Genomic DNA, 25,121 nt, shown 5'->3' on the forward strand with positions numbered 1-25,121 from the left:
TAACAATCATAACCGTGCTGAGTCATGTCAGCCAGAGAAAAAATTACGGAGAAAAGAATGAGCGACAAAATTATCCAGTTATCTGATGATAGTTTCGAGGCCGATGTTATCAATGCTGCTGGTCCTGTGTTAGTTGATTTTTGGGCAGAATGGTGTGGTCCATGTAAAATGATCGCACCTATACTGCATGAAGTAGCTGACGAATTTGACGGCAAAGTAACAGTTGGCAAGCTGAATGTCGATGAAAATAACGAAACACCACCTAAGTATGGCATTAGAGGTATTCCTACCTTGTTGTTATTTAAAGGCGGAAATGTAGCAGCAACTAAAGTAGGCGCCTTGTCAAAAGCGCAACTTTTAGAGTTTTTGAACGAAAACATCTAATCTTTGTTATTACAAAATAAAATATGAAAGCTCAGCAAATGCTGGGCTTTTTTATATCTGCAAATACCAGCAACTTGTCTACAGCGCCTATTCCTATTGTAAATAAATTGTTATTCAAGTTTTTGGAAATTGACCGATACTGTAAACTAATAATGTGTGATGGGTTTAAAATCCGCTAACCAGCAGACAATTCACTGGACTCAGGTTTTATTTGGTGCTAACTTTTATAGTGTTCATACCTGAACACCCCTGTACTTCGCTCAAATCAGAGATGTAAATAAGTAAAAAACCTTTGAATCACTCAATCAAACTGGCTTTAAAAACAAGCTTCAGCATAAAGACCCACCAATTATGAACCTAACGGAACTCAAGAACAAACCGATCAGTGAACTAGTTAGCCTAGCGGAAGAAATGAAGCTAGAAAACATGGCCCGCGCTCGTAAACAAGACATTATTTTCTCAATCCTTAAATCACACGCTAAGAGCGGTGAAGACATTTTTGGAAATGGCGTATTGGAAATTCTCCAAGATGGCTTTGGATTCTTGCGTTCCAACGACTCTTCGTACTTAGCTGGGCCAGACGATATATACGTATCACCTAGTCAGATTAGACGCTTCAACCTGCGTACTGGTGACACTATAGCGGGGAAAATTCGCCCCCCCAAGGACACTGAACGTTACTTTGCATTATTAAAAATTAGTGAAGTGAATTACGATCGCCCTGAAAATGCGCGCAATAAAATATTGTTCGAAAACTTAACTCCTCTACATGCTAACGAACGTTTAACCATGGAACGGGGTAATGGCAGTAGTGAAGATATCACTGCGCGAGTTTTAGACTTAGCTTCACCAATCGGCCGTGGTCAACGTGGTCTAATCGTCGCTCCACCTAAAGCTGGTAAGACATTACTGCTGCAGAACATAGCGCAATCAATTGCAGCCAATCACCCTGAATGTTTATTGATGGTGTTGTTGATAGATGAACGTCCCGAAGAAGTAACAGAAATGCAACGCTTGGTTCGAGGTGAAGTAGTCGCTTCTACCTTTGACGAACCAGCTAGCCGTCACGTCCAAGTGGCAGAAATGGTTATCGAAAAAGCCAAACGTTTAGTTGAGCATAAAAAAGACGTCGTTATCTTACTGGACTCAATTACCCGACTAGCACGCGCGTACAACACAGTTATTCCATCTTCAGGTAAAGTACTAACAGGTGGTGTGGATGCTAATGCTTTGCACAAACCTAAACGTTTCTTTGGTGCTGCCCGAAACATCGAAGAAGGTGGAAGCTTAACCATTATTGCCACTGCATTGATCGATACAGGCTCTAAAATGGATGAAGTTATCTACGAAGAGTTTAAAGGTACCGGTAATATGGAATTACACCTTAATCGTAAGATTGCTGAAAAACGCGTATTCCCAGCTATTGATTACAATCGTTCTGGCACGCGTAGAGAAGAGTTATTAACGACTCAAGACGAATTACAAAAAATGTGGATATTGCGAAAAATTGTGCATGAAATGTCTGAAATAGACGCTATGGAGTTTTTGATTGGCAAGTTGTCTATGACAAAAACCAACAATGAATTCTTTACAGCGATGCGTAGACAAAAAAGCTAGTCTTTTTTAGTTTCCCTAAAATACCAAAATCCGCTTTCAGGAAACTGTTAGCGGATTTTTTTGATTTTTTGGCCCCATAGCTGTTTAAAATTTGACAAGCCCATGTGCTTTTAAGATATTAGATATCTGCTTCCTCACAGTCGATAAACTATGAAACTGTTCATACCTGCAGTACTCGTATTATTAATTTTTACACCTCGTATATTCGCAGCCCCAAGTCTTGAACAAATGTTAATTGATATTGAACCTAAAGTAATAAAGTGGCGTCATCATTTACATAAAAATCCTGAGCTATCCAACCGCGAATTTGAAACCGCAAGTTACGTCAGCAAACACCTTGAAAGCTTAGGCTTACAGGTACAAAAGGGGGTTGCGATAACAGGAGTGGTAGCGGTACTTGATAGTGGCAAACCGGGACCAGTGGTTGCACTGCGAGCGGATATGGATGGACTACCAGTGCTGGAGCAAAACGATTTACCTTGGAAATCTACTGCTCGTGGAGAGCTTGAAGGTAAGGATGTACCGGTAATGCACGCCTGTGGCCATGATACCCATGTAGCCATGTTAATGGGAGCAGCGGATATTTTGGTGAAAATGAAAAATAAACTACGCGGCAAAGTGAAGTTCATTTTTCAACCCGCAGAAGAAGGAGCCCCAAGAGGCGAAAAAGGTGGGGCCGAGCTAATGGTTGAAGAAGGCGTATTAAAAAATCCCGAAGTAGACGTTATATTTGGCTTACATATCAGTGCGGAAACCGACGTAGGTAAAATACGCTATAAAGAAGGTGGCGCAATGGCAGCGGTTGACCCTTTTAAAATTGTAGTAAAAGGTAAACAAGCACACGGCGCTTACCCATGGTTAAGTGTTGATCCTATTACCACAGCCGCTCAAATCATTATGAGTTTACAAACCATAGTCAGCCGAGAAATCAAACTAATTAATGAAGCGGCAGTGGTCACTATCGGTTCTATTCATGGCGGTAACCGCTCAAACATCATTCCAAGTGAAGTGGAAATAGTAGGTACTATAAGAACGTTAAATAAAGCCGCACGGGAACATATGTATGAAGCACTTCCAAGGAAAGTCAAAGGTATCGCAGACAGTATGCGCGCCACAGCTGAAATCACTTTGCCTTTAGATTATTACTACCCCATTACCTACAATGATCCGGCGCTCACTGAAAAGATGTTGCCTACACTAATTAAAAGTGCAGGCAACGACAATGTCATTTACAGTAAACCAGTAACCGGAGCTGAAGACTTCTCGTTTTTTCAAGAAAAAGTACCTGGACTCTATTTATGGATTGGGGGTAAACCATTAAACGTGCCGGCAAACGAAGCACCCGCCCACCACACTCCTGAATTTTACGTTGATGATTCAGGCATGAAAACAGGTGTGAAATTACTCACAGACTTAACCTTAGATTACATGAAGCTGCATTAAAACAGGGCTGCTGAATGTACAGGTTGATATGGTTTCTATGCTGATTGCAATAGGCTACAATACGCCTCCAAAATTTTAGGGGAATGGCCCCCAAACCACTCAATGTGATTTAAGAGAGAATGTTATGCCGGACGTGGCAATAGTAATGGGATCAAAATCAGACTGGCCCACCATGCAACACGCAGCTCAAATGTTAGAAAAGCTTGGCGTAAGTTACACAGCCAAAGTTGTCTCTGCTCATCGTACTCCCAATTTACTCACAGACTTCTCTGAGGAAGCTGCTAGTCAGGGCTTTCAAGTAATAATTGGTGGCGCAGGCGGTGCAGCACATTTGCCTGGTATGATTGCCGCACATACTCATTTACCCGTGTTTGGCGTGCCTGTGCGTTCTAGTCAACTTAACGGCATTGATTCTTTACTGTCAATAGTACAAATGCCCAAAGGTGTTGCCGTAGGCACTTTAGCGATTGGAGAAGCCGGCGCAGTCAATGCGGGACTTCTGGCAGCGCAAATTATTGCGCTGCAAAACCCTGACGTTCGCCAAGCGGTCAAAGATTTTCGAGCTGAGCAAACCGCTACCGTTCTAGCTCAGGATGAACTTGTCCTTCCCTCTTTATGATAATGATTAAAGACAAACATGATAAAAACATACATGATGAAAACGCGGGTGGGATTGTCTAAATGAGCATATTAGTTCTAGGATCAGGTCAATTAGCTAGAATGATGGCATTGGCAGGCTACCCACTTGGAATAAGTGTCCAGGCGGTAGATGTCGCAGATAACAGAATTGTTGACCCTGTGACTAAGCAGATTATCAACAATTCCCTTGATAGGCAGATTGAAGAAGTCAACGCTATCACTGCTGAATTTGAGCACATCCCAGAAGATCTTCTCGAGTTAGTCCACACCAGCGGTAAACTCAAACCCAGTGCAGAGGCTATTTTGACGGGTGCAGATCGTCTTCGAGAAAAAAAATTACTTGAAAAATTGGCTATTGCGAACTGCCCATTTGAAATAGTCACCGAAGTCGAACAGCTAGATGCAGCCGTGGCAAAACTTGGTGAAAAACTGATTATTAAGGCCAGTCGAGATGGTTACGACGGCTACGGGCAATGGCGACTACAAAACAAAAGTGAATTACCCGCATTAAAGGACACCTTATCGCAACTAGATTTGCACAAAGTTCCTTTAGTAGTTGAGAAAATGCTCAATTTTGAGCGTGAACTTTCTTTGGTTGCCGTGCGTGGCAGTGATGGTGATATTGCTTATTATCCCCTTGCTGAAAACTTGCATTATCAAGGACAACTGCATGTTTCTATTGCGCCTGCACCACATGTAGACGATGCATTGAATCAACAAGCTCAAGAAATCTTTAACAAACTAGCAAAGTCGTTAAATTACGTTGGAGTGTTAGCAGTAGAGTTCTTCCAGATTGGTCAACAATTGCTAGTCAACGAAATAGCTCCTCGCGTGCATAATTCGGGGCATTGGACCATGCAAGGTGCGGATACTTGTCAGTTTGAAAATCACCTCAGAGCGGTTAAGGGATTGCCTTTAGGGTCAACAAAAGTCACCTCGCCAACGGCGATGATCAATATCATTGGCTGCAAAGCGTTCTCGCGGGACATGTTAAGTATTCCTGGTTGCCATTTACATTGGTACGGTAAAAGTCCAAGGAAAAAGCGCAAAATGGGTCACTTTAATTTATGTGCTAGTGACTATGCTGAGTTAGGTAAAACAATGCACGCTTTGGCCGAGTATCTGCCTATAGAAAATTTCCCTATGTTAAAAGACGAAGCCCAAAGATTGATGAAACTTTAAGCGTTCGTTTAGAATTTTTTTTTAATTGATTGACAACATTTAAATTATGCATACAATGGCGCTCGCTTTTGGGATTAGCTGCTCTAACAAGTAGTTTACCAACACCCTAAAAGTAGCGTCACTTAGTTTTAAAAAACAGTGCCGACTTAGCTCAGTTGGTAGAGCAACTGACTTGTAATCAGTAGGTCACCAGTTCGACTCCGGTAGTCGGCACCATTTTTTATAACTCTAAACATCAAACTCCATTTGTAATCAGTAGCCAAGCCTCATAGCAGTTCGACTCCGGTAGTCGGCACCATTTTTCTAACCATTTGATTCCAAATGGTTTTATAGTTACAAGGTAAATTCCATAAAAAACTATCTATCTGAATTTAAAAGGTTTTAAGTTCGACTATGATACAGTCAGTTACACAAGAAGCTATTGCCTGTTCGATTACTCACTTCCGTTTCGTCAGTAAAGGCCGGTTTAGCCATTAGCACGTAACGGTTGTTAGATTAGTTCCCCTCTCAATTTCGACTATGAGCTGTCGTTTACGATTCGCTTTAAGTGAACCATGCATTCCTTTCAATAAGCGCTCATTTCTAAGGATTGAATTCTATGAGTATGCATAAATGATATTCGCTGACGTTAAAAATTCGACTCCTTATGAGGAGTTTTATTTCGAATTAAAGCAGTATGTTTGCCTATGTATCCAGATTATTTAAGAATGACGCAGTAATTGCTTGCCCAACCAAAAGTTGATAGGCTCCGCGCGTTGTAAATATGGACATGCCTGTTGCTTTACCGTAAATGACCATGAAACAGAATTTAAATGGAGTTAAAATGAAAACCAACCGGTTCACTATCGCAATTGTCGCATTATACCTTTCTGCTTGCGGAGGAGGTTCAAGTGAAGCGCCCACCTCGCCCGCGCCTGTCTCAGTCATAAAGACAACACAAATCACTAGCTTGAGCCTGGATACCGAGTTAGTCAGGGAGCAAGTTTCCAATGTTGTGATCGAATGTGATGATTGCCTTAGAGAGGAAGCCACATATCGTTGGGAAATAGGCGGTGTTGTTGTCAGCGACTCAGCGTCTTTTACACCGAATTTCGAACATTTGGACAAAACAGTTTCAATTACTGCTCAGGTACCCAGTATCGATAACGTGTTGAGTGACGCTGTGACCATAAGTGAAGATATTGTTTCGCGTAAAACGACCATACAGAATTTAAGATTCGACAGTACATTTATCAGAGAGCACACAACCACCGTCCTGTTTGAATGCGACGATTGTATTAATGAGGAAGCACAATATTCCTGGACTATTGATGGCAATGAAGTTAATGATACTGAAGGGTTTACACCTGATTTTGAGCATCTGGACAAAACCATTTCGGTAACCGTTCGAGTGCCGAGTGTTGACAGAATTATCACCGAGCCTGATGTCATTGAAGATGACATTATCTCACGTAAGACCCAAGTTGATGCACTTGTCTTTAGTACCTCACATATGCCAAATCAGGTATCAACCGCAGCGTTAGACTGCGTGGACTGCTTGCCAGAAACCCTGGCAATGCAGTGGTTTATCGACGGTGAACTGGTCTCTTCAGATACGTCATTTACACCAAATTCTGACAATTTTGAAGAACAAGTAAGTATACGAGCTCAGGTAACCAGTGTTGACCTGATTGTCAGTGAGGTCTTTACTGAAGACTACGTCAAGCCAGTCCCAGTAAGTGGTTACACGACAACCAGCGAACTCTTTGTTCTGATGTCTAATGGGGAGCTTATTTTTAAAGGAAGTTCTCAAAGCGACGGACCCGAAGATGATCAAAAAGACTTTGTCAGTGTATTCTACGAACGCTACGTTTGGGGAACACTATTAGCCGAAGATTCGCAGGGCAATTATTACAAATTTGGCGATGACAATGGTTTATCTTATACAGAATTTGGCAACAAATTTGATGACATAAGAAATCTGTTGAATAGCATTCAAGACTATTGGGTAGATAGTTATGGTGAGCACGTTTTAACCAATGATGGTACCATAATCACGTGGGGAAACAGACCTGAGCCGCTGGCCAACTTTGACTTCAGCGACGCTCAGCTAGCTCAGAACGAGTTGACGAATGTCGAACAGGTTATCCATTCACTTTACGATTGCAACAGCTCCGACAGCACCTCAGCTGTACTGTATAAAAGCGGGCGTCTCGTTATTGACGGTTTTTGGGGCGATCAATATGAGTACACCCAATATGAAAAGCAAGATGTAACGAAAATCCAAGCTGTAAGTTACAGTAGCACTGAAGGCTATGACGCGGTCGCAATTTTTGATAAGGACGATAATGTTGAGGTCTGGACCTGTAGCAATGATGCCTTTTTTTACACGCAGGCAAACGGAACCTATGCAAGAGGTTACGGAGACCTAACGAACGTTGAACGAATAGTAAGCCCTGCTGGCTCTCAGGCAATTCTCGCCATTAAACATGATGCAAGTTATGCCATGTTTGGCTCAGGGCTTCTTTATCGAATCACCAGTCTTGACCCCGACATTAAGGTACAAGGTTTACTCAGGATCAGCTGGTTGCTGGTTTTGATTGATGAAGATGGTAACGTGCATTATCTGGATGATTATTGGGCAAACTATTTCCCAGATAAATATCCCGAGTTTACCTTTGATGATTTGGATTACAGTGTCCGATCGGATCATGCTAATGGCGTCGTTGTTAAAAAGGATGGTTCAGCATTACTAATCACTCAAGACAACCCCAGAAAGTTAGACGCGGTAAAATCAGTCAATCTCGTTCCTAATTTTATGCTAATAATCGATGACGAAGACACAATGACAACCTACTGGGGCAGTGACAGCGAACGGCCGATGGACGCAGATTATTTTTCCAATAATATGAATCAAATCGATCACGTTCAGGAAATCAAGAAAGCCGGCACTGGGTTTATAGTCAGAACCAAACTCGGAGAATTTATAATGATCCATCCCTATGACCGAAACATTGACTCCTATCACAGCAAGCTGAATCGCCCACTGGAGCTGATTAATTAGACAGCCGTTTAGTGGCGCTCAGCGCCACTGAATATGAAATACCAGCAGAAAGGTTTAATCAGCGTGTTGCACCCATCGATTGAACTCACAGTACAAAGTTGTATGCTATTCAGCAAATTCTGTCTGACCGCTTACTGCACTTTTGAGTAGTCCGCTGATTTGAGTCTAAACGTCTCCTAATGGCACTTTGAGACGAATTTTAAACCTATACGAACTACTCCGATAGCGGTATAGTCGCCCCTGTAAGTTAGCTTAATGAACGGTTGGTCATGACAATGTTTCCTCCCATTCACGAAGAGTGTTGAACAAAGAAAAGTTCGAACTTTGTATTTTGTATGATATGGCGCACCATTTTTATGACGAACAATTCAAACTCCATTTGTAATCAGTAGCTAAACCTCATAGCAGATCGACTCCGGTAGTCGGCACCGTTTTTCTCTTCTGGAGTTTATTGTCATCTGGCATGAAATTCTCTGTTTTACTTGTCCCTACGCCTATTTCAAACTCTTAAAGTATGATCTTCCCACGATACTGTAGACAGTCAGCTAGCTTCATAATCTGTATTTTCATATTAATATGTTTAAGGATTTTGATATTATGATTAGATGTAAATCTAGACCAATGGATCTTGAAATATGCACCCAAACATCAAAGGCTTTACTCTAATAGAGTTAATTATTGTAATAGTTATATTAGGTATTCTTGCGGTTGTTGCGGCACCTAAATTTGTGGACATGAGCTCAGATGCGCGAATCGCTACGCTAGAATCTTTAGAAGGCAGTTTGCGTACATCGAGTAAACTCGCGAATTACAAAGCTAGAATTGAGAACAAGACTGATTGCTCCACCGATCCAACAATAGAAATGGGAGGCGAAGCTATTACTTTGCGTTGTGGTTACCCCTGCCCTCACCCTAGTGGTATTGCCAAAACAGTGAATACTGAGGAGCCTTTTACTTGGGTAGGTGGTAATTGTGCTGGACAGCTTGGAGGTATTGACGTGCGAATTAGCACCGCGCCCGATCCTAGTCAATGTAAGATTTACTATACTTCGGCACGGGAGAATCAAGAGCCACAATTTACACTATCAACAGAAGGTTGTTAAAATGAACGAGGCACCTCTTTGATTTATTTTGTACAAAAGTAGCACGCTACAGATAATCTTATCTTTACGTTTTTTACCGCGAGTCCACAGTTACAAAAGACTTGATAGGCAAAGGACTGTACTGTTTTTTATATCTAGTTACCAACAAGACTTATTCAATGCACTAGGAATGCTCTATAGTGTCGACGTAAGCCTAACATTTTGCGCGCTAATTTTCGGTTAGGGTGGTTTATTTTCCAGTTCATTTACAAGGCAATAATGACTAAACTTTTCTCTTTGCTGTTAACGCTGATGTTCAGTTCCAATTTAATCGCACAGCAAGCTATGACAGATAACGAATTTTGCCAAATTCAACTGATAAACACTGACTCTGCACAAGCTCTCTCGTCTACCCCTCTAATAGCAAAGCTAATAAAAGAAGAAGTCGCCTTGTTAACGTTACCAGCAGGAAGCAACCTGTTAAGGCTAAGTTGCCGCTTAAATCAACAAGCAGTCTTTACTTTTGGCAAAGACGAAATAATGGATATATCGTGGGAAGCTAAGCAGCTTAATCTCACACCTTTAGCCGCAAGTAGTCCTGCTTTTTTATTACCTACTGGTACTTTTTCCGTGGACTTTGTACTTTTGACCCACCACGAGTTCAAACAAAGATTTGTTTGGAAACCCATTGCCACTTTTCTCAACAACAGTTTATTCAATAATATTATTATGGGGGTCTTTTACGGCTTGTGCTTAACCTTGATCCTTTACGTGTTTTTTATGGGGCGAGTTGTTGGAGACACACGATTCCAGTTTTATAGCCTATATGTGTTTTGTGCCGCCACCTTCTTTTTGCTGCAAGAAGGGCAATTGCATATTTTTCTACCACAGCAAAACTTCTTATTGAGTCATCAATTTTATCTCTTATTCGCCGGCTTAACGGTGTTCACGGCCACTGTATTTATCGTACGTTTGACCGATATCGATTCAAAATGGCCTAGGTTAACTCGCTATGGACTCGAGTTAGGTGCCAGCGGCGTATTATTGATGTCGATTATGTTGCTGTTTTTAGATCATAACCAGTTGTCAGCTGTGTTAGGGATATCTATGGCCAGAGTCACTCTATTAATCATGTTAGGCATTTTGCTGCTAGTAGCGATACAGGCCTATTTAAATGTGCAAAGTGCAAGATTAGTATTATTAAGCTTAGTGCTGATGGTTCTGGCAATGGTGTTTCGAGTGGTATTTAGCGATTTTAACCCATTTCTTCAGCGGTACGCCCTGATTATTGCGTTTGCAGTTGAGGCTTTCGTATTAGCCGTGGCCGTGTCTGCCAGAATTAAAGACATTCAAGCTGAAAAAATACTCGCAGAGTCACAAGCGAATACTGATGAACTTTGTAACGTTTTAAATCGTCGTGGCTGGAACAAAAGCGCCAATGAAATTATAGGCCAACAAGAGTTAATGGGAGGGTTTATCTGTTTGTTGTACATTGATTTAAATGATTTCAAACAAATAAATGACGAATGGGGGCATGATGTGGGTGACAAGGTCCTTAAGGTGTTTGCGGATATTATTCGCCACCAATTACGTTCCAAAGATAGTATTGGAAGAATAGGAGGTGATGAATTTGTCACCATAGGAATTTTCCAAAATCGAACCGAAGCCGAAAACTTGGCAATTCGCGTACAAAAAAGGTTGCAAGCGGTGAATCTGCGTATTGATAAACTCACTACCATAGCAACAAGTGCCAGTGTTGGTCATGTGATATATGACGAACCACCAAAGGGTGCAGACTATATGTTGAGTCAGGCAGATGAGTCTATGTACCAGATTAAAAGGTCAAATAAACAGCCAAAACATCACCCTAACCTTCAAGTGAATTCCTAACTTAGAAAACGCAACCTTAACTATTAACTAAAATACACTGTCCAGAATCACTGTTTCGATAACTAGATGTTTAGTTGTTATACCTAACACCCAGATAAAACGCTGGGCCATTAGCTGTAAAACCAATATCATCCTGATAATCGCTATTGGTCATATTGGTAATCTGCAAAAAAAATTGCCAGTTAGCATCGTATTGATACTGTACATTGGCATCCAATCGAAAATAGCTATCTAAGGTGTATTGCTGCACTTCCCCAGTATATAAAGTGGTCGCATAACGTTCATCGACCCATAAAACTTGCAGGTTATAACTCACAGGTTCATCTGGGTCATATCCAACGGAACTGCCCAATGTCCTCTTAGGTCGACCATTAAGAGGAGTCGGCGAGTCGATATTACTATAATTAAACTGACCATTGATATGCCACTGTTTGTCTAATGATTGCCATTTAACGCTGCCATCAACGCCATTAATATCAACACTCGCTCGGTTTACGTTGGTAAACAACTCTGCATCAAAATCAACTAAATCCCGATATTCATTATTAAAGTAATTAATCGAGGCGTTGATTTGCGAACCCTGCCATTCGACGCCTAGCTCCATAGTTTTCGAAGTTTCTGGTTGTAGGTCTGGATTACCAACTAAGGTGTGACCTAACGCAAAAAAGCTAGGTAATTTGAACCCTTCGCCTCTATTGGCCAAAATACTTACATTATCTGTTAATTGATAACGCATGCCTAATTGCACACTTTGATCAGCCTCAAAGCCCTGAGCATCATCATGGCGTACGCTGGCTTGCAACAGTAAACGGTCCATTAATAGGCCATTTATATTAATAAAAGCGCTGTTGATACGACGATCCAAATCGAATGTAGTTGGGAGCTCAAAGCCGATATCCAAATAACCATCGCTGAGCCCTTTCTCTTGTTTTGTTTCTAGACCTACATTTACCCAAAGCAGTTCTTGGTCTCCAATAGTATTCACCCATGTAGTGCTTGTACGCGTAAAATCGGTTTCAGCTCCATTTGCAGGTACGGATGAATAAGGCACTATGCCGGGGGATTGATAGTCATCTTCACGATTAAACCAAGTACTTGAAATTCTACTACGCCATAATGGTGTAACTTCCCACAACCAATTAACTGCTGCTTGCTCACTAAGATAATGGGTACCATCTAAGTCATCACTTTGCGCAAACTTTGGTCCACCACTTTGCTCTGGATAAGTGCTATTGTTTCCATCAAAATAACGATACGAAAAATCAATTTGATGGCTATCATTTATCCAGTTTAGTTTTGCTACCACATCGCTGTTATCAGCTGTGCTGCCTTTTAACGGTTCACCAGAATCTTTCTTTTGGGCTTTAATTGAATAACCAAGGTTCGCCATTGAACCAGAAACCCCAGCGCCGTAGGTATAAAAACTATCACTGCCAAGTGAAGCAAAAGCATTCACTTCAGTCTCGTTTCCTGGTTCCATAGTAATGATATGTATCACGCCTGCTAAAGCGTCAGAACCATAAATAGAAGACTGCGCCCCACGAATAATTTCAATTCGTTTGATTGATTGCATATTAATATGGTTCAGATCGACAGAGCCACCTCGGGTATTTGTTGGATCGTTTAACTGCACTCCATCCACCAAAATCAAAGTGTGATTACTTTCAGCTCCGCGCATCACTATAGAAGTTAAGCCACCCGGTCCTCCCTGTGATTCTATCCACAAGCTAGGTACCTGACGCAGGGCATCAACTAAACTGTGGGGACTTAAAGCCAATAAAGCCTCCCGCTCTACTACAATCGCAGATGATGTGAGTTGCGCTTGCTCTACTGCGTTATAAGTTCCAGTAACGAGTATATTTTCAATAGTATTTTTTTCTTCGGATACAGCCGACATGCTCGTAGCCAAACTGACGGCTAATCCAAGATGGTGTAGATTCAAAACAAACCTCAAGTAACTAACGTTTGTCAGCAAAAGCTGACGGCCTATGTTTAATAAAAAAGGTTATTTTTGCAATTAAGCATACGCAAATTTAAATGGTAATAACCTACTCAGCGCAGTTAAAAGTGACAAACTAGAAGTAGTTCGATCACTTTTCTATTTTTGACTAGTAGGTTAGCTTCTTTGACCAATAAGTTGGATTCTGCGAACAACTTTAGACTTTGGTGATTACTACTTTCTGTAATAGGGTTTACAATTTTCTCAACCAAATATTACGAAAGCTTACTGGATTACCATGGTCCTGTAAGCGAATTGAATCACAACCATGAGCATTATAAACTGGCGCACCCATCCAGGCCGTTACGCCTTGTATTTCCGCATTATTTTGAACTAACACTCCATTATGCAAGGCGGTCATTTTCGCTTTGGATTTTAATTTTCCAGCACTATCAAACACCGGGGCGGTGTAAATAATGTCATAACTTTGCCATTCTCCTGGCGCCTTAGTGGCATTCACTAGTGGAATATGTTGTTTGTATATTGCGCCAGCCTGACCGTTGGCGTAGGTTTTATTATTATAGGAATCAAGGATTTGAATTTCATAGCGTTGTTGCAAAAAAACACCACTATTGTTTCGAGCTTGCCCTTCTAACAACTCGGCTTTTTCATTGGTTATTTTTGTAGGCATTCTCCATTCAACATGTAGTTGCACATCACAAAATTTTTGCTTGGTTGTTATATCACCAGCACCCGGTGACACTGTCATAATACCGTCTTTAAGCAACCAGGTTGCTTCACCTTCTTTGGCGCTTTGCCACAAATTGAGTGAATTGCCATCAAACAATACTATGGCATCTGAGGGTAAGCCTTTCTCATCAAAAGTGACAACTTCTGGTGTTGGTTCCCAAACCTCTGTTACCTCAGCTTTCTGCCAAGGCTCCATTTCAGTCGCGCTGATGGCTAGTGAAACAATCAAACTGCCAAAAAGTACCCCTACTTTAGATTGATTACGCATTTTTTTGTCCTTTCAAAATTATTATGAATTAACCCGTCTACTTCGCCGCTATCTATTTCTTGACCCCAGAGACCCTTGCCCATTCGCCTTCAACGGCGATACTTTGCATATCGAAACTGTCACTATACAAATCTTTAATTTCTTCTGCTTGATTATCTAAAATACCAGACAGCACCAATTTACCACCAGGCTTACAATAACCTGAGATAACCTGTTTCAATTCTCTAATAGGCCCGGCTAGAATATTAGCAAGCACCACGTCAGCTTCTAGGTTAGGTTGGTTTTCTGGCAAATATAATTCAATTTTTTCACCAACATCGTTGCGGTTAGCGTTATCTTGGCTAGCCAACAAAGCCTGCGGATCAATATCAATACCTACAACTCGTTTTGCACCTAGCTTAAGTGCTGCGATCCCCAAAATTCCCGAACCACATCCAAAATCGACAACAGTAGATTGACTCAATTCCAATGCATCTAACCACCGTAAACATAAACTTGTTGTAGGATGAGTGCCAGTACCAAAAGCCAGCCCCGGGTCGAGCATTACATTTACCGCACTTGGATCGGGCACATCTCGCCAACTCGGGCATATCCATAGACGTTTACCGAACTGCATCGGGTGGAAATTAACCATCCACTCCCTTTCCCAGTCTTTGTCTTCTAACTGATCCAGTTTATGGTTAAAGTTTTTTCCTAGTAACTTAGATTTACTTAATTGATTGATAACACGAGTCATGTCGTACTGCGCATCATACAAACCCACTATTTGTGTGTCTGGCCACAACATCACTTCACCAGGTTTCGGTTCATACATAGGGGTGTCTTTGGCATCTACAAACGTCACAGCTTGCGCACCATTAGCCGATAACATCTCGCCGATTTGTTCGGCATGTTCAGCTTGGCTATTAATTTTAAGTTGGATCCAAGGCATTAATAAACTCAATAACAAAAATTTTCAGTAGTATAACATCAGTCACAGGTCCCTAAATATAGGCAAAAAAAAGAGCGATAAACGCTCTTTTTGATTATGACTATTTGGTTAGGTCGGGTTAGTGGCCACCCATCCCTAGTTTTTTCTCTAAATAGTGAATATTGGCACCACCAGCGGCAAAGCTGTCATCAGCCATGATACTTTTTTGTAAATCAACATTGGTTTTGATTCCACCAATGACTAACTCATCCAAAGCATGTTGCATCCGAGAAATAGCCACTTCTCTGGTTTCGCCATAGGTGATCAATTTACCAATCATAGAGTCGTAGTAAGGCGGCACTATGTAATCGGTGTAAATATGGGAGTCCCATCTTACTCCTAAGCCACCTGGCGAATGAAACTTGGTAATTTTGCCTGGGCTTGGAATGAATGTTTTCGAATCTTCAGCATTAATACGACATTCAATAGCATGACCTTTCACTTGAATTTGGTCTTGGGTAATCGCTAATTTTTGCCCTGCAGCGACTCGTAATTGCTCCTTGATTAAATCAACCCCGGTAATCATTTCCGATACTGGGTGCTCAACCTGAATACGCGTATTCATTTCGATGAAATAGAATTCGCCGTTTTCAAACAAAAATTCAAAGGTACCGGCACCACGATAGTTGATATCGATACAGGCTTGGCAACATCTGGCACCAATTGCGGCTCGCATTTCTGGCGTAATGCCCGGCGCAGGGGCTTCCTCGACTACTTTTTGGTGACGGCGTTGCATAGAACAATCTCGTTCACCTAAATGAATTGCACTACCTTGCCCATCAGCCAAGACCTGTATTTCCACATGGCGAGGGTTTTCAAGAAACTTTTCCATGTAAACAACATCATTATTAAATGCGGCGCCGGCTTCGCTTTTAGTCATTGCAATAGAAGAAATAAGCTCTTCTTCACTACGGACCACACGCATACCACGACCACCTCCACCTCCAGCAGCTTTAACTATAATGGGATAACCTATGCCTCGAGCAAGCTCTTTATTTCGTGCTTCATTTTCACCTAATGGCCCGTCAGAACCCGGCACACAAGGCACTCCGGCTTTTTTCATAGATTTAATCGCTGAGACTTTGTCGCCCATTAAATTAATGGTATCAGCTGTGGGGCCAATAAATGTAAAACCACTTTTTTCAACGGCTTCTGCAAAATCTGCATTTTCTGCTAAAAAACCATATCCCGGGTGAATGGCATCGGCATCAGTGACTTCAGCTGCGGCAATAATGCGAGGGATATTGAGGTAACTCTCTGTGGCTGACGCTTTGCCGATGCAAATGGTTTCATCAGCTAACAACACATGTTTGAGAGACTCGTCGGCAGTAGAATGCACTGCAACAGTCTTAATGCCTAGCTCTTTACAGGCACGCAAAATACGCAAAGCGATTTCGCCGCGATTCGCAATAAGGACTTTCTTTAACATTGTCATTAACCTTTTATTCAATCACAAACATAGGTTGGTCGAATTCTACTGGTTCTTGATTTTCAACTAAGATTTGTTTAACGATACCGGCCTTGTCTGACTCAATTTGGTTCATCATTTTCATTGCTTCGATGATACACAGCGTGTCGCCAACATTCACTTTTTGACCCACTTCAACAAAGGCTTTGGCACCTGGTGATGAGGAACGATAAAAGGTACCCACCATTGGCGAACACATAGCATGACCACTGACGACTGGAGCTGCTTCAGGAGCAGCAGCAGGCGCTGCTTGAACTACCGGAGCTACAGGCGCCAATTGCGGCTGTGGTACGAACTGTGTCGCTGCTGCCACTTGATTTGTAGCAACACCACGGTGAATACGCACTGACTCTTCACCTTCAGTAATTTCTAATTCAGATATGCCAGATTCTTCTACCAGCTCTATCAATTTTTTTATTTTACGTATGTCCATTTTTTTCTCTCTAAGTCAGTTAATCAACAAGCCAATTTTGCTGATGTCTATTTTGTTAAATATTGTTTAGCCGCTAATAAAGCGAATTCGTATCCTTGTGCGCCTAATCCACAAATCACCCCATGGGCAATATCAGATAAATAGGAATGCTGCCTAAACGCTTCTCTAGCGTGTACATTGGAAAGGTGCACCTCGATAAAAGGAATAGACACGCTTAACAGCGCGTCTCTTAAGGCAACACTAGTATGAGTAAAAGCGCCTGGATTGATGACTATAAAGTCTATTTTTTCAAAAGCACTATGAATGGTGTCAATCAACTCATGCTCTGCATTTGATTGAAAATGAGTTAAACTCAGGTCAATTGAAGCGGCATAATCATTCAGTTTGCTAACAATTTGTTGAAGATTTTGCGAGCCATAGGTAGCAGGCTCACGTTTACCTAGCATGTTTAGATTTGGACCATTGATGACTAATACTTTCACTGATTTACCATTTTAATTAAAACAAGGTTTTTGTGAGTTGACTTCAATGGGAAACTCCTCAATTAAAAATCATTTCTCGTGCAATAAACACACAATAACCTAAATTATCAGACCATTATAGAGAGCAAATAGAAATTAGCAGCAAAATACTGGTCTTATCAGCGAAGATTGCTGCAAAGTTAGCGAATATTATGTTTTCACCTGGACCTATTAGGTTACTAATTAAGCGACTAAACAAAGAGCCTTTTTAAATTTGAACTATATTGCGCATATTCATATTGGTTGTCACACCCAAACAAGTTTATTGGGTAACTTTCTTGGTGACTTTGTCAAAGGCAGTCAACTGCAAGATTTACCGACAGAAATTGAAAAAGGTATTAGATTACATAGATGTATAGACGTATTCACTGATTCCCACCCCTTAATAGTTAAATTACGGCAAAACTTTCCTGCAGATATTCGAAGGATGGCCGGAGTTATCATTGATATCTATTTTGATTACTTACTGATGCAAACTTGGGATGATTATTCAGATATTCATTTTAAAAAGGTATTCTCTCAATTTTATAACCAACTGGAACAATTTTCTCTAACTGACAATCCGCACTTTAATAAACAAGCCCAGCGCTTAAAAAGTCACCGATGGTTACACCAATATATGCATATTGAGACTTGTTTCCATGGGTTTTTGAGCATCGAAAATCGATTGAAAAATAAAATAGTATTTGCTGAACGTGCTAAGGATTTTGTACTCAAAAATAGTGATTTACTTGAGTCTAGCTTTCAACAGTTCTATCCTGAATGCCTTGATCATGGGGTTCAATTTATTCAGTCCTATGTTCCTTCACTATCAATACGAGAAATCTAATATGGCTGTACACGAAATTCATCACCCGTTAATTCAACACAAAATTGGTATAATGCGCAAACAAGGGATCAGTAGCAAAGACTTTCGGGAATTAGCCAGCGAAGTAGGTAACCTATTGACTTATGAAGCTACTAGGGAGTTAGAAACCGAAAGTGTGGAAATCACAGCTTGGGATGGTCAAAAAATCAAGACAAAAAAAATCAAAGGAAAGAAAATAACAATAGTACCAATTTTGCGTGCTGGCTTAGGTATGTTGGATGGAGTATTAAGATTAATACCCAATGCAAAGATCAGTGTAGTCGGCTTGTATCGTGATGAAACCACCCTGCAACCAGTCGCTTATTTCGATAAAGTAGTCAAAGATGTACCCAAGCGCACGGCACTAATTGTCGATCCCATGTTGGCGACAGGTGGTACTCTTATCGCAACCATTGATTTACTCAAACAAAAAGGTTGCAAACATATTATGGGGTTATTTTTAGTTGCGGCCCCTGAAGGTTTAGCCGCCGTGAAAAGTGCACATCCTGACGTTGAAATATATACCGCATCAGTAGACGAGAAACTCAACGAACAAGGTTATATTTTGCCAGGATTGGGCGACGCTGGTGATAAAATATTTGGTACCCGATAACAATGACTACAAGCAATATTGGCGATGTGAATTTAAAACCAAGGATGTCTTTAGGAATAAAAAGCACCGCAGTATGTAAGGCCGAGGCGTTAATTTTTTGAATGTAAATATATGTATCTAAGTAAATCGATAAACTGTCACTATTTTATGGCAAAGAAGTATTATCTTTTGGTTAATCTGTTTTTACTTCTCATTTCATTCAGTGGTAAAAGTGCCCCATTAATTCAAGATCCGACGTTTTCTCGTTTATCGACTGAAAATGGTTTGTCTCAAAATACCATCAACTCGCTAATGTTAGATAATGAAGGATTTTTATGGCTAGGCACGGAACAAGGCTTAAACCGCTATGATGGTTATCGAAACCAACAAATAAGCGGTCCTAACGATGAGTTCAACGATGCGCCGATCAATTACTTGTTCCAAGACTCCAAATCAAACCTTTGGGTCAGCGATCCTATAAACGGTATTCACCAATTTAACTTAAAAACTAAAACCATTGGGCAAGTTATTGATATACGGCTAAGACGCGACAATAAATTAACCCAAGTCGCCAGTCACATCAGTGAAGAGAAAAAAGGAGAGGTTTTATTCTCACTGGATGAGGGGATTTATTCCTACTCGTATACGTCTAAAAAGTTAGCTATTGAGTATTCGTTGTCCGACGCCATGATTGATCAGGGAACTTATTTAAGAGCTCATTTATTGTCACAAAACGTCCTCTTTATCGGTTCATCAAATGGCTTGTACGCATTAGTAAGAGGTAATAACACGCCACTTTTGATTAATCATCTGCAGGACTTAGAGCCCACTTCAGATAACAAAAACGTCAAAATGCTTTATGCCGACAACAAAGACCGGTTATGGATAGGAACAGTAGAAGGTTTATTTAGCATCTCACTTTCTAAAGCGAGAGAATTTGTACTTGGTAGCCAGTCAGCTCTCGAAGCAAAAATACACTTGGAAACTCGAAATATATGGGGATTTGCTAGTGTAAATGACGACTTGTTTTATGTAGCAACGGATAAAGGGCTTTACAGCTATCAAGCAGAGAAAGGGGACTTAACACATCTCTTTTTACCTACCGACAGTAGAGATTATATCGCCAGTGATGTATTAAAAAATCTACTCATAGACAGCAATAACAACCTTTGGATCGGCTCAGAAGATGATGGCGCTATTTATTGGTCTCCCAAAACCACACATTTTAAAAGTGTTTATAACGCTCAGGGGGGGAGACAAGAAAAACGCCTCAGTCATAATAATGTCTGGAGTATTCACCAGCAAGATGAGAGCGCTTTGTGGGTAGGCACTCGAAATGGCCTTAATTTATACAACCTTTTTGATAACAGCACTCAGAGCTTTTTAGTATCGGGTGATGAAAAAGCACAATATTCGTCCTCCTCAATCAATAATATTGAAGCAGGTTTAGACAATAAATTATGGCTAAATACCGCCGATGGAATTCTACAGTTTGATAGCAAACTAGGTAAACCCGTACCGCTGAAAGTAAGCAGTGCTGAGGATGATGCAATATTGAAATCAGATATTTGGGATATCATTTCTACTGCTAAGGACGAACTGCTATTGATGTCTAGAGCAGGGTTTTCGCGTTATTCACCAGACACAGGCAAAGTTCATAATATCGAGCAGTTGTCTGTCTCGATTGACGTTCTCAATTCAGTCGGTTTTATTGAAGGCGTTAAGCCAAACACAACACTCATCAGTGCCTACGGTCAGTTGTGGGAATTCGATAACACCACCACCCAGGTTGCGCTAATCCACGAAACACCGTTGCAACAATTAAAATCAGAAATTTATCCCAATGATGTTTTAGTCGATGCCAATAATATCATGTGGATCACCTATCCGGGCTACGGCTTAGTGGGCTTAGATGCGACTACTTATGAACAAAAGTTTTTCTACAATAAAGAAAATTTACTGCCGGATAATTCAATTTTCGATATGCAGCAGGATTCAAATGGCAATATTTGGTTGGGTTCTAATTCTGGATTAATTAAATTTTCCACTCAAAACCATCACATACAAAAATTCGACCATCAACAAGGGCTCGCCACCAGTGAATTCAATTCGGAGACCAGTATCACGCTTTTGGATGGACGTATGGTGTACGGCTCACCAAAAGGTCTGCTCTTTTTTGACCCTCTTAAAGTAGATTTAGATAGCAATAGTGAAATAAAGGTGACCATCACTAATCTAATACTGGTTTCAGATATTTTGGAATTACCATTCTCAGATTTAGACGGACAAAGTATTGAACTTACCCATGAAGATGTTGGACTTTCTATTCATTTCTCAACCCTTGAGTTTCATAATCAAAATAGCACTAGATATCAATATCAACTCAATGGTGCAGACAACATTGTCTATCCTATTACTACAAATTCTGAAGTGATGTTTCCCAAACTGGATCCAGGGAGATATGTATTTTCGGTGTTGGCATTTAGCTCGGAAGATGGCTCCAAATCTAAACCCGCAATAATTAACATCAAGGTCAATCATGCTCTTTGGGCATCGCCTATTGCGTATTCGCTTTATACAGTAGTTGGTGTAATTGTATTGTTAAGTCTATTGTTTTTCCGCCGCGCCCATAATTTACGATTGGCAAGGGCCCATCAGGAAGCGATTCAAACTAAAGATAAACTAACACTCGCTCTAAATGCCAGCAATAGCGGTATTTGGGAGTTTCAAACCAAACGAGATGCATTTTTAATCTCTAGAATGGGTGAAGAACTTTCGAGTAAAAAAGTCATTAGCTTTCAAGAACATCTGTCGCTCATCCACAATAGAGATAAAGTTCGTTACAGCACTGCGTGGCAGAGTTTTTTAGCAGATAAAGACTCAAAATTGGATATTAGCTACAAGATGTTAACTAAAGGAAAGCACTGGTTATGGTTTCGTGATGTAGGCAAAGTTGTCGAAACCGACGAGAACGGTAGACCCCTTCTAATAACAGGCACGTACACTAATATTACTGAAACAGTATCAGATCAAGAAAACCTAAGGTTATTCGGCGAGGCATTTAAACATACTTTAAATTGGGTAATAGTATTTAACCATAGATATTACCCTATAGCGTTAAACGAAGCCTTTAAGAAATTTTTTGGCATTCGAGATGATGCAGATGCTACTAGCGAATTGAATAGCTTACTCAAATTACAAACCACTAATACGGTTAAGTTTTGGGAGAAAATATTTACTATTGAGGCAGGCCAAAATTGGCACGAAGAAGACAAGGTAATATTACCCAATGGCGATATTCGCGACATTATGGTTCATGTGCACGCTGTCGCCAGCTTGATAGAAAAAAATAGGGTAGAAAATTTTGTAGTGATCATTTCTGATATCACTGAACAAAAAGCTGCAGAATCAAAGCTTTTGACCCTGGCTAATTTTGATTCTCTTACAGGTTTACCTAATAGGGCGTTACTACTAGACAGAATTGATAGAGGCTTAGAACATGCCAAAAGGCATGGCAAATCTATGGCTGTATTTTTTGTTGATTTAGATAAATTCAAACAGGTCAACGATAGTCTAGGTCACAAGGCCGGTGATGAATTACTAATTAACATAGCTAAACGATTAGAAAGTAAATTACGCAAAGAAGATACAGTCGCGCGCTTAGGAGGTGATGAATTTGTAATAATGATTGAAGATGTCATTTCTGCAGAGGCGATTAGCGTTTTAGTCACTGAAATTAGTGATTTAATTGATATTCCCGTGACCTTGAGCACACAAACCGTGAGTGTGTCTTCAAGTATTGGCATTGCCATGTATCCTGGCGATGGTTTAAATGCCGAGGATCTGCTCAAAAATGCTGATATCGCCATGTATCATGCTAAAGAACAAGGTAGAAGTAATTTTCAATTTTTCACCGCTCAAATGGATGAATTGGTCAAAGGTAGGTTGAAATTAGAAAATCAGCTTAAGAAAGCGCACCAAGCCAAAAAATTTGTGAATTACTATCAACCCATTTTAGATACGCAAACCAAAAAAATTGAAGGTTTTGAAATTTTAATGCGCTGGCCAACTCACAAAGGAATGATACCACCGAGTGAGTTCATTCCTGTTTCAGAAGAGCTAGGTTTGATAGAGCACATGACACTAGATGCATTTGAGCGAGCTATGCCTACACTCAAAGAAATGCGCAAGAAAGGCTTTAATGGTTACCTTTCGGTCAACCTATCGGCTAAACATTTCGACAACCAAGCTTCAATAGATCGAATTATGCTACTTCTAGAACAGCATATGATTCCGGTCCATGCGATACGTTTTGAAATTACAGAAAGTGCATTAATGCGTGATTATGACAAAGCTCTCACCTACATGACACAAATACAACAGAGAGGATTTTTAATTGCACTAGATGATTTTGGTACAGGCTTTTCTTCTCTTAAATATTTGAAAGAATTCCCAATAAACATCATAAAAGTAGACAAGAGTTTTGTAGAGGATATAGGCAAAAATCAGAATAATGAGGCCATTATTCTCACTACCTTGAGTATGGCCGAGCAACTCAATATGAGCTGCGTAGCAGAAGGGATTGAAACGCCCAGTCAGGTTGAATTTTTTAAAACGAATAAATGTCAGCACTTGCAGGGTTATTACTTTTCTAAACCTGTCCCAGCTGCCGAAATTCCAGCCCTATTAGAAAAAATTTGGGAAGTGTTATAAATCCCATTGGCGCACTGGAATTGTTATTCAAACTCAAAAGGAAGCGACTGATACTTGCCAAAAGGTCTAGCACGGTAAACAGCAAAGTGTAGATGAGGCAACGAAGAAAAACCTGTGTTACCTGAATAAGCAATTTTTTGGCCTGCCGCAATACGCTCACCTAAAGTTACCGCAACACCGTTTTGTTTCAGGTGATAATATTCACCTGTAGTATCGTCATCATGCAAAATCACCACATAGTTGGCATATTGGGCGTAATCTCGATTGGCACCACCTAATGAATTATGTGCGACCAAATCAATCACTACGCCTGCTCTTGCAGCATGTATGGGTGTACCAATAGGCATGGCGAAATCTACTGCATACTTCGAAGCACCTTGATGGCTATATCCACCACCAAAGCCTTGTACTATTCGAAAATACTCATCTTTCGCATATGGTAAACCATAAGCAATATCCGCTTGATGCAATGCCAACATATTACCAGGAGTCCAATAGAAAGACTCGTTATACCAAATATCTTGGGCTTGATTGATGGGCAGTAATTCAAGGACTTTAACTCTTTGATGCCCTTGAAGTACTTGATTGATTGTATAGTGATTTTGGTTAGTGTTAGACGACTTTAAGTTACTCGACTTCACATCCAAGGTAACTGTCACCACAAAGGGCTTTTTATTGAATAGCCAATAACTGACCTCTTTGTTATGTTCCACTTTTTCAACACAAGCCCAGTCATCCATGCAGTAATTAGCTGATTCCGCAGACGACGCAAAACCACTACCACTAAACAACATACAAGATATAACAATAGCGCCCAAGTAAATCGCCCAACCAAAAGTTAAACAGCGGTTCACAGTGACACCTAGAATCAAACTATTTTGCGAAAAGACTATTTACATGCTGAGCAAATGGTTCTGCACGCATAAAACCTGTGACTCTAGCTGTACTAATTTCTTGTCCTTGGAAGTCAAAAAACAAAATGGTAGGTAAACCCAACACCGAAAAGTGTTCTTGAAAATCAATATTTTCAGCAGTGTTGTCAGTTAAATCAATTTGCATTAAAACTGAACCGCTTAGAGCCGCAATAACCTGATTATCCGAAAAAGTATATTTTTCAAATTCCTTACAGGCCACACACCAATCTGCATAAAGGTATAACATCACCGATTTACCTTGAGCATTAGCATCGGCTAACGCCTGATTAAACTCTTCAAGGTTACTGACTTTTACAAATGTAGGATGGGCAACTGACTGACTCGTAGATTGAACCGCACCGTTGCCATACCCCATGGAGTTGATGGTTTGATATCCATAACCAGCGGAAATAAACAGACCAAGAA

19 protein-coding genes and 1 tRNA gene are annotated in these 25,121 nt (G+C 40.6%); 12 read left to right on the forward strand and 8 right to left on the reverse strand.

The window, feature by feature from the left end; all coding sequences use genetic code 11:
* The first annotated feature begins 57 nt into the window (after nt 1-57).
* The 9 genes from trxA to KO534_RS22945 all read left to right on the forward strand — a co-directional run bounded on the left by trxA (nt 58) and on the right by KO534_RS22945 (nt 11,280).
* The gene (gene trxA, locus KO534_RS22905; RefSeq protein WP_007625278.1) at nt 58-384 is read left to right on the forward strand and encodes a thioredoxin TrxA; all 327 of its coding nucleotides are present in this window, start codon (nt 58-60) and stop codon (nt 382-384) included.
* Nucleotides 385-735: 351 nt separating this feature from the next.
* Nucleotides 736-2,001 (forward strand): transcription termination factor Rho, encoded by a 1,266-nt coding sequence (gene rho / locus KO534_RS22910; protein ID WP_215933762.1) that lies wholly within the window; start codon nt 736-738, stop codon nt 1,999-2,001.
* 228 nt (nt 2,002-2,229) lie between these two features.
* Nucleotides 2,230-3,444, forward strand: a complete 1,215-nt coding sequence (locus KO534_RS22915) for an amidohydrolase (protein WP_436836598.1) — start codon at nt 2,230-2,232, stop codon at nt 3,442-3,444.
* A gap of 124 nt (nt 3,445-3,568) precedes the next feature.
* Complete coding sequence (gene purE / locus KO534_RS22920) at nt 3,569-4,063, forward strand: 5-(carboxyamino)imidazole ribonucleotide mutase (protein ID WP_215933767.1); 495 nt, start codon at nt 3,569-3,571, stop codon at nt 4,061-4,063.
* Nucleotides 4,064-4,125: 62 nt separating this feature from the next.
* The gene (locus KO534_RS22925; protein ID WP_215933770.1) at nt 4,126-5,265 is read left to right on the forward strand and encodes a 5-(carboxyamino)imidazole ribonucleotide synthase; all 1,140 of its coding nucleotides are present in this window, start codon (nt 4,126-4,128) and stop codon (nt 5,263-5,265) included.
* 140 nt (nt 5,266-5,405) lie between these two features.
* Nucleotides 5,406-5,481, forward strand: a tRNA-Thr gene (locus tag KO534_RS22930).
* A gap of 607 nt (nt 5,482-6,088) precedes the next feature.
* Nucleotides 6,089-8,308 (forward strand): hypothetical protein, encoded by a 2,220-nt coding sequence (locus KO534_RS22935; RefSeq protein WP_215933772.1) that lies wholly within the window; start codon nt 6,089-6,091, stop codon nt 8,306-8,308.
* A 635-nt stretch (nt 8,309-8,943) separates the two neighbouring features.
* Nucleotides 8,944-9,411, forward strand: a complete 468-nt coding sequence (locus KO534_RS22940; RefSeq protein ID WP_215933775.1) for a prepilin-type N-terminal cleavage/methylation domain-containing protein — start codon at nt 8,944-8,946, stop codon at nt 9,409-9,411.
* Between the two features lie 258 nt (nt 9,412-9,669).
* Nucleotides 9,670-11,280, forward strand: a complete 1,611-nt coding sequence (locus KO534_RS22945; RefSeq protein WP_215933777.1) for a GGDEF domain-containing protein — start codon at nt 9,670-9,672, stop codon at nt 11,278-11,280.
* A gap of 70 nt (nt 11,281-11,350) precedes the next feature.
* Here KO534_RS22945 and KO534_RS22950 read toward each other — a convergent pair whose 3' ends face one another.
* From KO534_RS22950 to aroQ, 6 genes are all read right to left on the reverse strand, one after another.
* Nucleotides 11,351-13,222: a TonB-dependent receptor plug domain-containing protein gene (locus KO534_RS22950; RefSeq protein ID WP_215933780.1), complete on the reverse strand. Its 1,872-nt coding sequence runs from the start codon at nt 13,220-13,222 to the stop codon at nt 11,351-11,353.
* A gap of 250 nt (nt 13,223-13,472) precedes the next feature.
* Nucleotides 13,473-14,237 (reverse strand): 3-keto-disaccharide hydrolase, encoded by a 765-nt coding sequence (locus tag KO534_RS22955; protein ID WP_215933783.1) that lies wholly within the window; start codon nt 14,235-14,237, stop codon nt 13,473-13,475.
* 52 nt (nt 14,238-14,289) lie between these two features.
* On the reverse strand, nt 14,290-15,168 hold the full coding sequence (prmA, locus tag KO534_RS22960; RefSeq protein WP_215933785.1) for a 50S ribosomal protein L11 methyltransferase: 879 nt from the start codon (nt 15,166-15,168) through the stop codon (nt 14,290-14,292).
* A gap of 118 nt (nt 15,169-15,286) precedes the next feature.
* The gene (gene accC / locus KO534_RS22965; protein ID WP_215933787.1) at nt 15,287-16,636 is read right to left on the reverse strand and encodes an acetyl-CoA carboxylase biotin carboxylase subunit; all 1,350 of its coding nucleotides are present in this window, start codon (nt 16,634-16,636) and stop codon (nt 15,287-15,289) included.
* A 13-nt stretch (nt 16,637-16,649) separates the two neighbouring features.
* Nucleotides 16,650-17,108, reverse strand: a complete 459-nt coding sequence (gene accB / locus KO534_RS22970; protein WP_215933790.1) for an acetyl-CoA carboxylase biotin carboxyl carrier protein — start codon at nt 17,106-17,108, stop codon at nt 16,650-16,652.
* 47 nt (nt 17,109-17,155) lie between these two features.
* Nucleotides 17,156-17,590 (reverse strand): type II 3-dehydroquinate dehydratase, encoded by a 435-nt coding sequence (aroQ, locus tag KO534_RS22975; protein ID WP_215933793.1) that lies wholly within the window; start codon nt 17,588-17,590, stop codon nt 17,156-17,158.
* A 253-nt stretch (nt 17,591-17,843) separates the two neighbouring features.
* On the opposite strand from aroQ, the gene KO534_RS22980 reads away from it, so the two are divergent.
* The 3 genes from KO534_RS22980 to KO534_RS22990 all read left to right on the forward strand — a co-directional run bounded on the left by KO534_RS22980 (nt 17,844) and on the right by KO534_RS22990 (nt 23,781).
* Nucleotides 17,844-18,458 carry an ACP phosphodiesterase gene (locus KO534_RS22980; protein WP_215933796.1) on the forward strand — a complete coding sequence of 205 codons (615 nt, stop codon included), beginning with the start codon at nt 17,844-17,846 and terminating at the stop codon, nt 18,456-18,458.
* A 1-nt stretch (nt 18,459) separates the two neighbouring features.
* A complete protein-coding gene (gene upp, locus KO534_RS22985; RefSeq protein ID WP_215933798.1) occupies nt 18,460-19,089 on the forward strand; it encodes a uracil phosphoribosyltransferase in 630 nt (209 codons plus the stop codon).
* Between the two features lie 168 nt (nt 19,090-19,257).
* Nucleotides 19,258-23,781, forward strand: a complete 4,524-nt coding sequence (locus KO534_RS22990; protein ID WP_215933801.1) for an EAL domain-containing protein — start codon at nt 19,258-19,260, stop codon at nt 23,779-23,781.
* Between the two features lie 23 nt (nt 23,782-23,804).
* Here the strand turns inward: KO534_RS22990 and KO534_RS22995 are convergent, their stop codons facing one another.
* Nucleotides 23,805-24,521: a M23 family metallopeptidase gene (locus KO534_RS22995; RefSeq protein ID WP_215933814.1), complete on the reverse strand. Its 717-nt coding sequence runs from the start codon at nt 24,519-24,521 to the stop codon at nt 23,805-23,807.
* A gap of 133 nt (nt 24,522-24,654) precedes the next feature.
* Nucleotides 24,655-25,121 (reverse strand): thioredoxin family protein (locus tag KO534_RS23000; protein ID WP_215933803.1); only part of this gene is annotated, 467 nt, incomplete at its 5' end.

The sequence above is a fragment of the Paraglaciecola arctica genome (assembly GCF_018861065.1).
GTDB lineage: Bacteria > Pseudomonadota > Gammaproteobacteria > Enterobacterales > Alteromonadaceae > Paraglaciecola > Paraglaciecola arctica_B.

Coding starts and splice junctions, on each gene's coding strand:
- trxA (WP_007625278.1), top strand. CDS start 58: ATGAGCGACAAAATTATCCAGTTATCTGATGATAGTTTCGAGGCCGAT.
- rho (WP_215933762.1), top strand. CDS start 736: ATGAACCTAACGGAACTCAAGAACAAACCGATCAGTGAACTAGTTAGC.
- KO534_RS22915 (WP_436836598.1), top strand. CDS start 2,230: ATGTTAATTGATATTGAACCTAAAGTAATAAAGTGGCGTCATCATTTA.
- purE (WP_215933767.1), top strand. CDS start 3,569: ATGCCGGACGTGGCAATAGTAATGGGATCAAAATCAGACTGGCCCACC.
- KO534_RS22925 (WP_215933770.1), top strand. CDS start 4,126: ATGAGCATATTAGTTCTAGGATCAGGTCAATTAGCTAGAATGATGGCA.
- KO534_RS22935 (WP_215933772.1), top strand. CDS start 6,089: ATGAAAACCAACCGGTTCACTATCGCAATTGTCGCATTATACCTTTCT.
- KO534_RS22940 (WP_215933775.1), top strand. CDS start 8,944: ATGCACCCAAACATCAAAGGCTTTACTCTAATAGAGTTAATTATTGTA.
- KO534_RS22945 (WP_215933777.1), top strand. CDS start 9,670: ATGACTAAACTTTTCTCTTTGCTGTTAACGCTGATGTTCAGTTCCAAT.
- KO534_RS22955 (WP_215933783.1), bottom strand. CDS start 14,237: ATGCGTAATCAATCTAAAGTAGGGGTACTTTTTGGCAGTTTGATTGTT.
- prmA (WP_215933785.1), bottom strand. CDS start 15,168: ATGCCTTGGATCCAACTTAAAATTAATAGCCAAGCTGAACATGCCGAA.
- accC (WP_215933787.1), bottom strand. CDS start 16,636: ATGTTAAAGAAAGTCCTTATTGCGAATCGCGGCGAAATCGCTTTGCGT.
- accB (WP_215933790.1), bottom strand. CDS start 17,108: ATGGACATACGTAAAATAAAAAAATTGATAGAGCTGGTAGAAGAATCT.
- upp (WP_215933798.1), top strand. CDS start 18,460: ATGGCTGTACACGAAATTCATCACCCGTTAATTCAACACAAAATTGGT.
- KO534_RS22995 (WP_215933814.1), bottom strand. CDS start 24,521: ATGGATGACTGGGCTTGTGTTGAAAAAGTGGAACATAACAAAGAGGTC.